Annotated in this window: 12 protein-coding genes and 2 pseudogenes; 1 reads left to right on the top strand and 13 read right to left on the bottom strand. The window is 61.5% G+C overall.

Going from position 1 to position 13,248, the window contains the following annotated elements; all coding sequences use genetic code 11:
• Positions 1 to 102 precede the first annotated feature (102 nt).
• From J8C01_RS15260 to J8C01_RS15535, 5 genes and pseudogenes are all read right to left on the bottom strand, one after another.
• The gene (locus J8C01_RS15260) at positions 103 to 1,443 is read right to left on the bottom strand and encodes an RNA-guided endonuclease InsQ/TnpB family protein (RefSeq protein ID WP_211432993.1); all 1,341 of its coding nucleotides are present in this window, start codon (positions 1,441 to 1,443) and stop codon (positions 103 to 105) included.
• Positions 1,434 to 2,076: pseudogene (locus tag J8C01_RS15255) on the bottom strand (IS607 family transposase). Before J8C01_RS15255 ends, J8C01_RS15260 begins: the two are co-directional and overlap by 10 nt.
• Positions 2,077 to 2,091: 15 nt before the next feature.
• Positions 2,092 to 2,640 (bottom strand): protein kinase family protein, encoded by a 549-nt coding sequence (locus tag J8C01_RS15250; RefSeq protein WP_211432992.1) that lies wholly within the window; start codon positions 2,638 to 2,640, stop codon positions 2,092 to 2,094.
• A gap of 44 nt (positions 2,641 to 2,684) precedes the next feature.
• Positions 2,685 to 3,041, bottom strand: coding sequence for an ECF-type sigma factor (locus tag J8C01_RS15540; protein WP_211433304.1), 357 nt, complete (start codon positions 3,039 to 3,041; stop codon positions 2,685 to 2,687).
• A 34-nt stretch (positions 3,042 to 3,075) separates the two neighbouring features.
• Positions 3,076 to 3,315: an ECF-type sigma factor gene (locus J8C01_RS15535; RefSeq protein WP_211432991.1), complete on the bottom strand. Its 240-nt coding sequence runs from the start codon at positions 3,313 to 3,315 to the stop codon at positions 3,076 to 3,078.
• Between the two features lie 369 nt (positions 3,316 to 3,684).
• Here J8C01_RS15535 and J8C01_RS15235 point away from each other — a divergent pair, with 369 nt between their 5' ends.
• Positions 3,685 to 5,676 carry a LysM peptidoglycan-binding domain-containing protein gene (locus J8C01_RS15235; RefSeq protein ID WP_049787552.1) on the top strand — a complete coding sequence of 664 codons (1,992 nt, stop codon included), beginning with the start codon at positions 3,685 to 3,687 and terminating at the stop codon, positions 5,674 to 5,676.
• Positions 5,677 to 5,760: 84 nt separating this feature from the next.
• Here J8C01_RS15235 and J8C01_RS15230 read toward each other — a convergent pair whose 3' ends face one another.
• The 8 genes and pseudogenes from J8C01_RS15230 to J8C01_RS15690 form a co-directional block, all read right to left on the bottom strand.
• Positions 5,761 to 6,606 carry a tetratricopeptide repeat protein gene (locus J8C01_RS15230; RefSeq protein WP_014101492.1) on the bottom strand — a complete coding sequence of 282 codons (846 nt, stop codon included), beginning with the start codon at positions 6,604 to 6,606 and terminating at the stop codon, positions 5,761 to 5,763.
• Positions 6,607 to 6,820: 214 nt separating this feature from the next.
• Positions 6,821 to 7,654, bottom strand: coding sequence for a tetratricopeptide repeat protein (locus tag J8C01_RS15225; protein ID WP_211432990.1), 834 nt, complete (start codon positions 7,652 to 7,654; stop codon positions 6,821 to 6,823).
• A 224-nt stretch (positions 7,655 to 7,878) separates the two neighbouring features.
• Positions 7,879 to 9,312 carry a serine/threonine protein kinase gene (locus tag J8C01_RS15220; protein WP_211432989.1) on the bottom strand — a complete coding sequence of 478 codons (1,434 nt, stop codon included), beginning with the start codon at positions 9,310 to 9,312 and terminating at the stop codon, positions 7,879 to 7,881.
• Positions 9,309 to 10,169 (bottom strand): PP2C family protein-serine/threonine phosphatase, encoded by an 861-nt coding sequence (locus J8C01_RS15215; protein WP_211432988.1) that lies wholly within the window; start codon positions 10,167 to 10,169, stop codon positions 9,309 to 9,311. Before J8C01_RS15215 ends, J8C01_RS15220 begins: the two co-directional genes overlap by 4 nt.
• Positions 10,170 to 10,213: 44 nt before the next feature.
• Entirely contained in the window at positions 10,214 to 11,518 is a 1,305-nt protein-coding gene (locus J8C01_RS15210) for a S1 family peptidase (RefSeq protein WP_211432987.1), read from the bottom strand.
• Between the two features lie 245 nt (positions 11,519 to 11,763).
• Positions 11,764 to 11,991, bottom strand: coding sequence for a hypothetical protein (locus J8C01_RS15200; protein ID WP_211432986.1), 228 nt, complete (start codon positions 11,989 to 11,991; stop codon positions 11,764 to 11,766).
• 183 nt (positions 11,992 to 12,174) lie between these two features.
• Entirely contained in the window at positions 12,175 to 12,951 is a 777-nt protein-coding gene (locus J8C01_RS15195; RefSeq protein WP_211432985.1) for a hypothetical protein, read from the bottom strand.
• Positions 12,923 to 13,123 (bottom strand): annotated as a pseudogene (locus J8C01_RS15690) (zinc ribbon domain-containing protein); the annotation flags it as partial. The pseudogene J8C01_RS15690 and the gene J8C01_RS15195, both read right to left, overlap by 29 nt.
• Positions 13,124 to 13,248: the final 125 nt, after the last annotated feature.

The raw sequence follows: 13,248 nt of genomic DNA, 5'->3' as shown, positions 1-13,248 counted from the left end.
CGCCCGCTGGCGGGTGACAGTGTGGGCTTCGGCTGTGGAGGTCTGCTCGTCCAGCAGCTTGGCAATGCCAAAATCAATGAGCTTCGGTATGCCGTCCTGCTATCAAGAATGTGCGCAAAAGTGCGCACGGTTCTCTTCCTGCCCCGACGTGTCCTGTTGACCACCGTCGTATCTGACAGGCGTGACTTTCCCGACTGCGGCGGGGACGGTCCCCGCCGCAGCGCCGCCATTGCTGGACGGACTCGCCACGGGTAGGGCAGTTTCGGTTGCCAGCCGTTTCAGGTTCAGCGCCGCATTGAGGTCACGGTCATGGTGCGCACCACATTGAGCACACACCCATTTTCGATCTCTCAATGTCAGCGCCTCGTTCTTCCAGCCACAGATGGAGCACAGTCGGCTGCCTGGATACCAGCGATCAGCGATGGTAAGCTGAGTACCGTAGCGCCGGGCCTTGTATTCCAACTGCGAGCGCAACATCCCAAAACCCACGTCAGAGATGGCGCGGGCGAGTTTCTCGTTCTGCAGCATCCCTTTGACGTTTAAATCCTCGATCACCAACGCCTGGTTTTCGCGGCAGAGTCGAGTCGTGAGCTTGTGGGTGAAATCCGCTCGGATATTGGCCATGCGGGCATAGAGCCTTGCCAATATCGCAGCCGACTTCTGCCGGTTGTTCGATACCGGCAGGCGCGTTCCTTTGGGCAGGCGGGCATGGCGTTCAAATCCTGCTGCCTTCCTGGCGGCTTCCAGCTTGCGGCTGAGACGTCGGCTACGGATTTCCAGACGGCGCAGCGCTGCTTTGAGCGGCTTTGGCGCCTCGATGACTTCACCGCTGGAGATCGTTGCGGCAGCCTTGATGCCCAGGTCGATGCCGTTGACCTCGTGCGACGTGCGACGCCGATAGAATTGCGCATCAGGCACCTCGACCTGTATGGCCACAAACCAACGATCCGCGGTGCGAGAAACCGTTGCGCCCAAAATCCTGCCCGCGAAGCGCAGCTCCTCGGTCATGGCGACTTCACCGATCCTGGGCAGACGGATCGTCTTGCCTTCCAGGGTGAACTTGTCGTTGGCAACATAAAAGCTGTCGCGGCAACGGCCCTTTTTCTTGAGCCGTGGCTCGTGCGCTTCTTTGCCCTCCTTGAGGTCGGCGAAGAACCGTTCCCAGGCTTTGGCGGGATTCCTGAACGGCTGGGCGTGGGCATCCCGGTGAATGTCTTGCAACCAAGGCCGACCGTTCTCATCGAGCCACTGCGGGTCGGTGTACTTGATGGCGTTGAACTGTTTTTTGAGCGCCATGGCGTTTGGCCTGCCGCCTGCTGCGTATTGCCTGTTCCACTCATTGAGCGCCCAGTTCCAAACACGCCGCGCCGTGCCGCAGGCGCGCTTGAAGCAGTCCACCTGCTCAGGAGTCGGACAAAGAGCGATCTTGTGGGTTAGTTGCATTGTTGGGCCTTTTTGACGTCATTCGCATCCTGTTTCAGCGCTTCATCCAACTTCTTTCGATAGTTCCTCAAACCGTATAGCCGAGACGAAAAACAGCGCACGATGGTCATTAAGTCTTGCACCATTTCCTGTTCGGGAGACAGCCGTTCCTGGTTGAGGACCAGCACTTCGCAGCCATGGGTTTGGGCGTCATGTTCGAACCACTCAAAGCCGAAACGGGTGAGGCGGTCCCGGTGAGCGAGGATCAGCATCCTGACTTCCCGTCGCCCGATCTCGTCCATAAGGGCCAGAAACCGCTTGCGCCTGAAGTTCAGCCCGCTGCCCACTTCCTCGATAAACCCGACCCCCGCCAATCCCTTCGCCACCACGAACGCTTCCAGCACTTTGCGCTGATTCGCCAGGTCCGGCTTCTGCGCCGCACTCGATACCCGACAGTAGGCGACAAGCTTTGTTGGCGCATGGTTGGCCTGCCGCAAACCGATGAACTCACGGATCTGCGTCTCAGTGTAGAGGCGGCGGTTTATCCCTTCGGGCCACCGGAATCAGCCTTCCTTCGCGTTCCCAACGCTGCAACGTCTTGACCGAGACACCAAGGAGTTTTGCCGCCTTGCCTGTGCTTATAGTGCTTTCCATGAGCATTATTATACACTATCGCGTACTATACGGCAAGCTAGAGTCCGGCTCCATGACGAAAAAGGGCAACCCGTTCCGGGTTGTTCCGCCGTCCAGCAGGCGCGCAATGTTCGGATGTTCGAGGCGGGCGAGAATGGCCCGTTCGGTTCGCAGCCGGCGCTGCAAAAAGTCGCGGTTGAAGGCGTACTGGTGTCCGATTTTGATGGCGACCCGTTGTTCAAAATCCAAGTCATCCCGCACGGCGAGATAGACGGTCCTCATGCCTCCGGTGCCGAGTTCACGGAGAATGCGGTAGGGGCCAACCTTATCTTCGAGCACCGATGCGGTTTGCCTGGCGGCCAGGGCGCGGAGAGCATGGTCAACCAGCGGTGAAGAGCCAAAGTTCCACGAAGCCTCATCCGCCTCGTAGGCCGTAAGCAACTCCAACACTTCCCGGCACAGGCTCGGATGCCCGCCACAGGCCGTTTGCACAAACTCACGGCGGGCCGCCGGAGGCAGTTCTATCGCCTGGCGCAGGATTTCGTTGACCTGCGCCCAGCGATCAGCAGACAAGTCAGTGGCCATGGGGGGATGACCTCCTGCTTCTGTTTTTGGGAAAACCTGACGAATCAGGCCGCCGTCGGGCAGCCCGCGGCTTCAGCGTCAGAACCCGGCGTACTGACGGACAGGAAACGCCGTAACCAGGCCCGGGCCAGTGCCAGCTCCCGATTGACGGTGCGAAGCGACAACCCCAGCGCCTCGGCAATTTCCAGGTTGGTCAACCCGCCAAAGGCATGCAGTTCAAGTACCTGCCCCAATCTGGGGTCGTGGGCTTCGAGGCGGAGCAGGGCCTCGTGCAGGGCCAGAATGTCCGCGCTTGGCAGTCCGGCCACTGCCGGTATCTCCTGAAGCGATACCAGACGGCAGTCCGCGCCACGCTTGGCCGCTTTGGCACTACGGGCATAGTCCACCAGAATGTGACGCATGATCCGACTGGCCAGACCGAAAAACAGCCGTCGGTTAGATAAGGTTCAGGTGCTTGTACTTGGCCAGTTGCAGGTAGGTTTCGTGAACGAGCGCCGTGGTTTGCAGGGTATGCAGTCCCTGTTCGCGCCGCATGTGAGCGTGCGCCAGACGGTGCAACTCAGCATAGACATCTTCCACAAGTTGATTGATGCCAGCCTGGTTGCTGTCCGGTGGAGAAACATCCCGCTCCACGAAGGTCGTGGTGGAGGCAAGGCAGGCAAGGGAGTCCGGCATAGAGGGGGAGCCTCGTTTCTTCAGTAGCATTCCCGAAACTTCGCGCACAGGCCGCAGCTTCCCGTTGCTTTCCTTTCGTCATAGAGCAGGAGCCAGCCGGCCGTCCCCAAGTGCCAACACAACCTGGTCAGTCGTTCAGCTTCAAGAGGAGCACACTTCACAAGTACATCACTCACGCCGGTTTTTCTAGCAGCATTCATCAAAAGCGACGCCGGAAGCGAAGGCTTGTTGGAGAACATCAGCATGTTTTTCGGCAACATGGATGCAACATCTGCCGAAGCCACCCGATAACCTGGTTGCCAGGTCAGAAGGTCATGAATGTGGCCGCAATCCCTGGAATCCCGACCCCGGAAAAGAGAGGCTCGCGCTATGTCTGTTCGTACCCGGCAGGTTTCCTCGCCACCTCCCGTCTCGCGTCAAACCACAACCCCGGCAACAACGGCACGCCGTCAGACGACCAGCGCCGCCACGGCCACGCCTCAGGAGGCCGCCACACGCCGGGCAGAACTTTCCACCGCCGGCGCCATGACGCGCGCGCGGCTGACATCGGGCCTCATCTACGACGGCACACGCCCGGCACCCGGGACGACGAACACCAATGCCGCGCGCCCGATTGATGCGCCGCTCAAAGGCGATCCCAACCACCGGACACCGGAGACCTACAACAACGTCATCAACCAGTTTGCCGTGGCGCACAACCCGCGCTACGCCATCCGTGACTCCAGCGGCGACGGCATCAAGGACACGTTCTGCAACATTTTTGTCTGGGATGTCACCCGCGCCATGGGCGCTGAAATTCCGCACTGGGTGGACAAACGGACCGGTCAGCCGACGACTGTTTACAACTACAGCCAGAGCCGTGAACTCGACGCCAATGCCACCATGGACTGGCTGCGTCAGCACGGCGCGCAGCACGGCTGGCGGCGGGTCAGCGCCGAAGAAGCCCAGCGATTGGCCAATGAGGGACACCCGACGATGGTCGGGTGGAAGAACCCAGGCGGGATTGGCCACGTGGCCATCGTGCGTCCGGGCAACATCAACGAGCGCGGCCCGGCCATTGCGCAGGCCGGTTCGACCAATGTCAACTACGCCCACGTACGCGACACCTTCGGAAGCCGGCCGGTTGAATACTGGGTCAATGACCGGGGACGTGCAGCCGGCGGTTCATCGCCCGCCCCCACACCGACCCCGCAACCGCCAGCTCCAACGCCGCCACCGGCAACACCTCCCAGCACGACACCTCCGACAACCGGGCTGCCACAGGCCACACTGCGGCAGGGCGACCGGGGTGAAGCCGTCCGCGCGCTTCAGCAATCCCTCATCCGGCTTGGCTACATGACCGAAGCCGCCTACAACACCGGCCCTGGCGTTTTCGGTCCCCGGACGGATGCCGCCCTGCGCGCCTTCCAGCGGGATGCTGGCATCACCGTGGACGGCATTTACGGGCCACAGACCCGGCAGGCACTGACCCAGGCCCTGGCACGGGTGCAGGGTGGTGGCAGCACCTACACGGTACGCCCCGGCGATACGTTGTCCCAGATTGCGCAGCGGCACGGGACGACGGTGGATGAACTCGTCCGGCTCAACAACATCCGCAATCCCAACCTCATCTATCCCGGTCAGGAACTGCGCCTGCCGGCCCGGACGTACACGGTACGCCCCGGCGATACGCTATCCCAAATTGCACAGCGGCACGGGACAACGGTGGATGAACTCGTCCGGCTCAACAACATTCGCAATCCGAACCTCATCTATCCCGGTCAGGAACTGCGCCTGCCGCCGTCATCCAGCGCGCCAGCGCCAGCGCCGCGCCCGGCTCCAACACCAGCCCCCAATCCGGGCCCGCCGCCTTCCGGCGTGGGTGGGAGTGCACCCATCGGGCAGATTCCACGCACGGGCAATGCTTTCATTGATTCGATTGCGGCGGATGCCATCCGCAACCAGCGGGAGACCGGCGTGCCAGCTTCCGTCACCATTGCCCAGGCCATTCTGGAAAGCGGCTGGGGCCGCTCAGAGTTGTCCCGCCAGGCAAATAACTTTTTCGGTATCAAGGGCACGGGGCCGGCCGGCTCGGTGACGATGCGGACGCGCGAAGTCATCAACGGGCGTGACGTTTACGTGAACGCACAATTCCGCAAATACCACACGCCGCAGGAGTCGTTTGCTGACCACGCGCGGCTCTTCACCCAAAGCCCGCGCTACGCCGAAGCCATGCGGCACACGCACGATGCCTTCCGGTTTGCAGCGGAAATTCACCGCGCCGGGTATGCCACGGACCCGGAATACACGAACAAGCTGCACAGCCTCATGCGGCAGTACAATTTGACGCAGTTTGACGCGATTGCCCGCGGCCAATCCTAAGTTCCTGGCAACAGGCAGACGTGAGTCAATCCCGTGGGTGGTGAGGTCTCAAGCTCACCACCCACAGTTTTTGGGAGGTCAAGGCTATGGGGTGGCGGGCTGTATCCCCGTGGCAAATCTATAGACCCGCAGAGCAAGTTCTTTTTCAGCATGCCGATTCGTCCAGGGGGCGAAGTTGTAGTTTTTCGTCTTTTTCTGGCTGTCACGCACCTTGACATGGAAGGCGGCATATTCCGATCCGACGAACTCATTGGGGAGGAATTCCCGGATGCTGTTGTGGTCAGCGGTAAAGGTATGTTGGCCATCGTCGGCCTGGAAGGCCACGCCGTCGGCGCTGATATGCAGATAGCCGGTACAGTTGCGTACAAAGAGGCCATCGTGGTCATGAAAGACCCGGAACACGGCACTTCCCCCCCGCTTGATGGCCTCGCGCATGCAGTACTCGGCAGCACCCAACTGGTCTTTCCAGTACAGATAGGTTATTCCCAACAGTGAGAAGGCGTAGGGACCGGAAGGTTCCAGATCGGCCGCTTTTGTCAGGAGACGCTCTGCCTTATCCGGTTCATTTCTCCACAGGGCCTCCATGCCCTGCTTCAGGAGAGGTTCATACTCCGGCGCCCAGGCATCAGAAGGCGGCGTATTCTGCGCCGGGTCCTGCGGGGGGTTGTCGGAGGACCTCCAGTTGTGGGGTGGGGCAACGCCTTTGCAGCTTGGGTGGTTGAGGGAAAAACATTCTGCCCGCCCAACCAGGCGCATGGGATGTCCGATACCGGCGGTTTGTCGTCTGGTTTTCTGTTTGACGGTCTGGCGCAACCGTTCAGAAGCCAGGTTTTTCCCGGAAACCGACGGTTGCCCACTCAGCGTCAGTACTGGAAAAGCCAGAAAGACAAGGCAGACCCACAACCGGGAAGTGCTCTTTTTGTGGTTCATCGCTCCCCCAACCTCTCTTCTTCCCGGTCAGTCAGAAGTCACAGGTTGAGGGTTTGACAGCAGCGCTTGCGCGCCCGTTATGGCACGTTCACGGCCGGGACCCTCTGCCGGGTTGGCGCCCTTTGGCTTCTGCCGGCAGGCAATCCCCTCGTGACAGACTGACCCAATGCGTGTGTGGTGATGTTTTGATTTCACCACACACGGTTGGAGGAGGCTAGTCCCTGGAGGGCGGGAGGCGCGTCAGGCCGGCGGCGTTGTAGAGCCGGATAGCCAGCTCTGATTCAGAACGCTGCTGTGTCCGGGGAGCAAAGTTGAAGTTTTTGGTCTGGTTCTGACCCGTGCGCACCTTGATGTGAAAAGCGCCGTATTCCGACCCGACGAAGGCGTTGAGTTTGAATTCCCTGATGCTGTCGCGGGTGGCGGCAAAGGTATGTTGGCCATCATCCGCCCGGAAGGTCACATCCTGGGAACTGATGAACAGGGAGCCAAAGCAAACGCTGGTGAAGAAACCATCGTGGTCGTGGGCTACCCGTAATGCGGCACTGCCGCCCAACTCGATGGCGCGCCGCATGTGGCGTTCAGCCATTGCGAGGTCCGGCTTCCAGTAAAGACAGGTCATCCCCAGCATTGAGAAGGCACGCGGGTCGGAAGGATTCAAGCTGGCGGCCGTCGTGAAGTGGGTCAGTGCCAGATCGGCCTGCTCACTGCGCAGGGCCGCCACCCCCTGGTCGAAAATTTCATCATAGTCCGGCCCTGGAGTTGGGGGCGGCGGCGTGTTGACTGACGACTCAGCATCCTGTTTCCAGGACGATGCGTTGTTGTTCGTCGCCGTGGCATTGGACTGGGTATCGTTCTCGTACATGCCAACCGGGTCTGCCAGGATGCCACGGTAGTTGAGGCGTACAGCCTCGATAATTTCGGGCGTGGCACCGGCGGCCAGCAATGCCTGCTCGTTCTCGTCTGTAAGCTCGAAATCAACCCCGCGCCGTTCAATCTCACGGATAATCTCTGCCGTTGACAGTCCATTGATGCGGAGGGCCTGTGTCAAACCGGGCAAGCGAATCGGACGCTTGGCGCGGGCAGTGGTTTGTCGCCCCGGTTCTGTTTGGCAGCCTGGGGCGCTTGGCCCGCAACGAGAAGCATCTCGGAGCTGGAGAACTGCCAACTCAGGATGAGGGGAAAAACGATCATAAAGACGAAGAAAGTCCACGACCGGGAAGGTCCTCTTCTGCAGTTCATCGTCCACCTCACTTTCTCCTGGTCAGTGCGCCGTCACTGGTCGAGGGCTTTGAGGGCCTCGCGGCGGCGGCGTTCGCGCTCACTTACCACGGCGCGGTCTTTGTCCCTGCGTTTCGGCGATGGCTTTTCCCTGGACTCTTCCGGCGCCGTCGCCCGGTCGGATGCCACCGGTGGCGGAACCACCGATGGTGGTGTTGTCGGGGTCGAGCCAACCGGCGCTCCGGGTGGTGGCAAGGTCTGAGTGTTCTCTGGATCAGTTTCCGGAACCGTGGTCGGCCGTTCCTCGATGGATACCGGCGATGTCGCAGCAGGTATCTGGGAAGAAGCTGATTCCCTGTCTGGCGGCAGAGGCGGTGTCGTCACGCTGCCTGTCGGTGGCGTGGCCGGGTGGTGGTGCACCCAGACATAAGCCAGCATCGCCAGCAGAAACGCAAAGACGGCAAAGCCGGCCAGGCTCCAGGTGAGCACCTTGCGCCACGGCGGTTCGGTTGGCTTCAACGCCGGACGTGGCAGGGTGGGGTTGGCCACAGACGGTATGGCCCTGGCCGGCGGCGTGAAAGGTGCGGCCACAGGCGCCACGGGTGTTACGGGCGGCGGCGCGTGTGGAAGTTGAACGGCCACGCGCAGGTGGGCAGGAACTGAAGCGAGGCCCGGCGCAGCAGCCAGCGACAGGGCCAGCTTGAATTCTTCCGCCGTCTGGAAACGCCGCAGCGGGTCTTTCTCCAGGGCATGCAGGACCACCTGGGCGACGGTTTCCGGGATGGTCGGCGTCAACACCTGTGGCGGCGGCGGGGGATTGTGGATGTGTGCCTGAAGCAGGGCGTACTCACTGTCGGCAACGAAGGGCACGCGCCCGGTCAGCATTTCGTAAAGCAGAATCCCCAGCGCATAGATGTCGCTGCGGGCATCGGCTTCCTTGCCCTGGATTTGTTCGGGCGACATGTATTCGAGCGTGCCCACAATGGCGCCGACCCGTGTCTGGTGGCTGCTTCCCATGGCGCGGGCAATGCCAAAATCCATGACCTTGGGTGTGCCATCCGGCAACATCATGACGTTGGACGGCTTGAGGTCGCGGTGAATGATGCCGTGCTGATGGGCATGGCCGATGGCATCGAGGATGCCGGAAAACACGACAACGGCCTGGCCCAGCGGCATGGCCCCGTACTGTCGCAGCCAGGCATCGAGAGACAGTCCCGGCAGGAACTCCATCACCATGGCGAACTGGTGGGGACCAATCGGCAAAAAGCCATACAGCGTCGCAATGTTGGGATGATTGAGTTTCGCCAGCAGAACGGCTTCGGTACGAAACCGCTCGATGAGTTGCAGGTTGTTGACGAGTTCCGGCTTGAGAACCTTGATGGCCACCGGACGGTCAAGCATGACATCCACACCGCGATAGACCGTCCCCATGCCACCCGTCCCCAGGCAGGATTCGACGCGATAAGTGCCAATCACACTGCCGATCATGAGACGACCCTCACTTCCCGGGTCTCGCGCAGCAGCGGAGGCATGGCCCCGACTGACCGCGCAGGCCCCTCCGAACCAGACACCCACACCACCCCAACCGTGATGTTGTCGTGGCCGCCACGCGCTTTGGCGAGATCAACCAAACGTTGACAGGCAATGCCCGGCGGCGAGTCAAGCAGAACGGCGCACATTTCCCCGTCGGTGACAAGGTCGTGCACGCCGTCCGACACCAACAAAAACCGATCCCCAGCGGATACCCGTAAGGGGCGCTCCCAGAAACCCGGTGTGACGGTGGGCTTCGTGCCCAGCGCCTTGAGCAGGATGTTTTTCTCCGGATGCCGCTCAGCAGCCTCGCGTGACAGGCGCCCCTGGCGGACATACTCCATGACCTCTGAATCATCTTCGGTCATCTGGTAGATACGCCCGCCCCGAATCAGGTAGAGACGGGTATCCCCGACGTGGGCAGCAAAGGCTTCCCATCCCCGGATGGCCAGCGCCGTACAGGTTGTTCCCATGCCGCGCAGCAGGGGGTGTCGCCGGGCAGTCTCCCAGATCAGGTGGTTGGCTTCGACAAAAGCCTCCCGCAGGGCTTCAGCCGGCTCGGCTGGCGAGGTGTAATAGACCTGGCGGATGACTTCCGCCGCCATCCGGCTGGCCACCTCCCCTCCCGCGTGGCCGCCAAGACCATCGGCAACCACCACCAGCGTCCCCTTGTGCGCGGCTTCCGACGTTTCAGCCGGGGGCACTTCCGAAAGCGCAAAATCTTCATTGACGCTCCGCTGACAACCCACATCGCTCAGCAGAGCAACGCCCAGCGTCGGTTGGGAAAGCTGGATGTCACCAACACCTTGCGTCATGGCCGTCTCTCCTTTCTGCCAGCGCACGTGGCTTCTGGCAGCGCCTACCGGCTGGCCGGGTTCATCAACTCCAGGGCATACCGAATCGGCACGGCGTAGGTGACGCGCTCGGCGCCCGCATTGAACACGGCGATGACGCGCCCACGGTTATCGAAAACCGGTCCGCCGCTGTTGCCCGGACCTGTCGAGTTGATGGAGAGTTGATAGCTGTCCCCCATGACGCTCACGATCCGGTCCCGACCGGCGATGGTCGTCGAGGTGTCATCGCGCAGCAGCGAGCTGATGACGCCCGAACTGACGGTGACATGGGGCACCACTCTGGTCTGCGCCTCACGGTTGAAGATGTCTTTGGAAGCAACGACACCGTATTTCTTCGGCGTCAGTCCGGGATACCCCAGGACCGTGACGCTGTCACCGGGCTTGATGCTGTCGTAGCTGTCAAACAGTTCGACGGGCTTGATCCGTCCCGGAACACCGATTTTGACCAGGGCCACGTCGTGGCGGTCCGAAGCCACGGAGAGCTGGCCCAAAATCCGCTGGGTTTTGTTGGCAAAGGTTACGTAGAGATAGTCGTTGCGTCCCTCGAAGCCACCCTGGAGAAACTTCCCTCCGGCCTGCTTCGTCTCGCTGGGCACCCACTCCGGCAGGGTCGCCAGAAAGGTGCAATTGCCGCTACCCACATCGAAGACCATGCCAGTGGCATCTGGAAACTCATAGCGCGACTTCCAGCTCGCGGCCACATGCCGGTTGGTGAGCAGGAAACCATCCTCACTCACGACAAACCCCGTGCCCGTGTGTTCGCCGCCAATCGGGCGGTTGCCCTTTGAATCCGTGGTCAACCACGGTTCAATCGTGCCGTCTTGAAGGCGTACAAACAGCGGCAAACCGTCCTGGAAGCGGTGGTACAACTGTTGTCCGGTTGGGGTGTAGATCAGCTTCCAGCCAACTTCGAGATACACCACGGACGCCGAGTTCGCCGCGGCAATGGCGCTGGCATCGAGAGGGGTATCCAATTTTTGACGCTCAACCTCCGAGCGGGCTGCTTCCGCCTGCTGTTTGGCCCGTTGGGTTTCCTGCTCAGCAACAACAATTTTTGTATTCACCTGCTGCTGCTTGTATCCCAGATAGCCAAGGTAACTGACCAGCCCGGCCACCACGAGCAGCACCAGGGAGGACACCAGCACAATGGTCAACCGGTTGTCACTTTTGGCCTGGCCAATCATGCGTTCGACCGTCGCCTTGCCAATCCCACCCCCTGCTGCAACCGGCGTCACCGCAACCGGCGGCTGCCAGGTGGCAGGCGGCGGAGCGCCAGCCGGCCCCCCAGGGGGCGTCATTGGAGAAGCCATGGCGGCTGGCGCCATGGCAGCCGGTGGCTGAACATCGGCCACCCGGGTCGGTTTGGGCGGCGCTGGAGCCAGCCCTTCACCGGCAATGCGCGTGGGACGGGGGGCTTCCGGCGGACGCGGTTCAAGATCAAAGATGAACTCCGGCCCACCCGGGCCAAGCTGTACGACATCGCCCGGATAGAGCCGAACCGGAGCCGCAATCCGCTGCCGGTTGACATACGTCCCATTGCGACTTCCCAGGTCTTTCAGCGTGAAGACTGGATGTTCTCCACCCTCGATGCTTTGGCATGGTGCCGCCCCACGAGATCATCCCGGTCCGGGTCGTAGCGAACCCGGCAGGCAGCATCACGCCCGATCTCCAGTTCGTTCAGGTGCGCCAGCGGAAATTCCTCACTCTGGTTGACCCGCGAACCACTGACATGACGCAAAACGATTTTGGTTATGGTTGGTGAAGTATATGTCGCGGTGGCCATGGTACCTGCTCCTCTGCCTGGTTTGGGGACGGCGATGACGGGGTCGTGTCGCAGTGGTTTTCCCTTCACCCCTTCAAGCGCAAAACAGGCGTCAGGCATGCCAGCGGATGAAAAAAATTTGGCGGCGAGCCGGTTTCATCAGCCAGCTCACCGCCAGGGTTCAGAGGAGACCGCTTGCCGCAACTAGCGCAGGCCCGTTGTCACAACCAGCTTGCCCCTTGCAAAGGGGTTGCTCTCGTCAGGAAACGTCACCACGGGATACCTTGACGGGAAGGAAGGATCGTAATCCCACATACCGGTGGCGAGGACTTGCCCATTGCGCCCGGCAACGAACCTGACGCGGCCGGTGCGCTCGGCATCGGCCGGAATCGTGACCCGTACCGTGCGGGTCTCACCTGGCCCGATGCGGTTTCCGGGACTGAAGGCTTCGCCGGCAACACAGATGTGAACCGGGTCACTTGAAGCATTTTTGAACACGGCCTCGATCACCTTCCGGGATGAAGGTGGGGGTTGCTGCGTCCCCTCACCTGGAGGGTTGGGCGGCGGCGGTTGCTGTCTCCCGCCACCGGGTGGGTTGTCCGGTGGACTGGCCGGCGGCATCCGACTGCTTTCTTCGACCGGATACCCCTTCACCTGCGCTATCCCGGCGCCTCCACTCCTCTGTGCCCACGTCGCCGGGTCGGAATCCACAACCGTGTATGTCCCGGCCGGTACGACGACATTCGGCGCACATTCCCAGTACGCATTCGGCACGCCACCCTGCCCCGGCGTCCCCCGCGCCTGCCACGGACCGTACAGCTTCCCGCTGCTGTGCAGCAGCCCCACGGTTCCGGGACGCGCCCCCCGGCCGTAGTTCCAGTGGTACGTCTTGACCTCCTCTCCCGCCTGAAGGCGGGGGATTCCCGCCCGTCGCGAGAAGTTGCGTTTCTCACTACGCCGCCGCTTGTACGGCGGTGTCACTTACACGCTTCAGGGCCGGGTCATGCGGCCCGTCCGCCGGAGCCTCAAGAACCAACGGACAGCACAAGCCTTCCCAATCCCGGATGTTCATCGCGGCATTGGCATCGGCATGTGCCCGCCTGCCACAGCGTTCGCAGCGGTAGGCGTGTTTGTTCCTGTGGTTGATACGCCCACAGGCGTGACAACCCTACCCTGTGCAGCGTCCAGTTCTGATTACTGGTTTCCAGAGGCAGGCAACGGAATCGCTTGACTCTGGTGCGGGCTATGGTTTTGCAGATGGTCTGGTTGATCCATGCG

This window comes from Chloracidobacterium sp. D, assembly GCF_018304685.1.
Taxonomy (GTDB): domain Bacteria; phylum Acidobacteriota; class Blastocatellia; order Chloracidobacteriales; family Chloracidobacteriaceae; genus Chloracidobacterium; species Chloracidobacterium thermophilum.
This window is presented reverse-complemented; position numbering and strand designations above follow the sequence as displayed.

Coding starts and splice junctions, on each gene's coding strand:
- J8C01_RS15210 (WP_211432987.1), bottom strand. CDS start 11,518: ATGGCTTCTCCAATGACGCCCCCTGGGGGGCCGGCTGGCGCTCCGCCG.
- J8C01_RS15235 (WP_049787552.1), top strand. CDS start 3,685: ATGTCTGTTCGTACCCGGCAGGTTTCCTCGCCACCTCCCGTCTCGCGT.
- J8C01_RS15540 (WP_211433304.1), bottom strand. CDS start 3,041: ATGCGTCACATTCTGGTGGACTATGCCCGTAGTGCCAAAGCGGCCAAG.
- J8C01_RS15230 (WP_014101492.1), bottom strand. CDS start 6,606: ATGAACCACAAAAAGAGCACTTCCCGGTTGTGGGTCTGCCTTGTCTTT.
- J8C01_RS15215 (WP_211432988.1), bottom strand. CDS start 10,169: ATGACGCAAGGTGTTGGTGACATCCAGCTTTCCCAACCGACGCTGGGC.
- J8C01_RS15260 (WP_211432993.1), bottom strand. CDS start 1,443: ATGCAACTAACCCACAAGATCGCTCTTTGTCCGACTCCTGAGCAGGTG.
- J8C01_RS15535 (WP_211432991.1), bottom strand. CDS start 3,315: ATGCCGGACTCCCTTGCCTGCCTTGCCTCCACCACGACCTTCGTGGAG.
- J8C01_RS15200 (WP_211432986.1), bottom strand. CDS start 11,991: ATGGCCACCGCGACATATACTTCACCAACCATAACCAAAATCGTTTTG.
- J8C01_RS15250 (WP_211432992.1), bottom strand. CDS start 2,640: ATGGCCACTGACTTGTCTGCTGATCGCTGGGCGCAGGTCAACGAAATC.
- J8C01_RS15220 (WP_211432989.1), bottom strand. CDS start 9,312: ATGATCGGCAGTGTGATTGGCACTTATCGCGTCGAATCCTGCCTGGGG.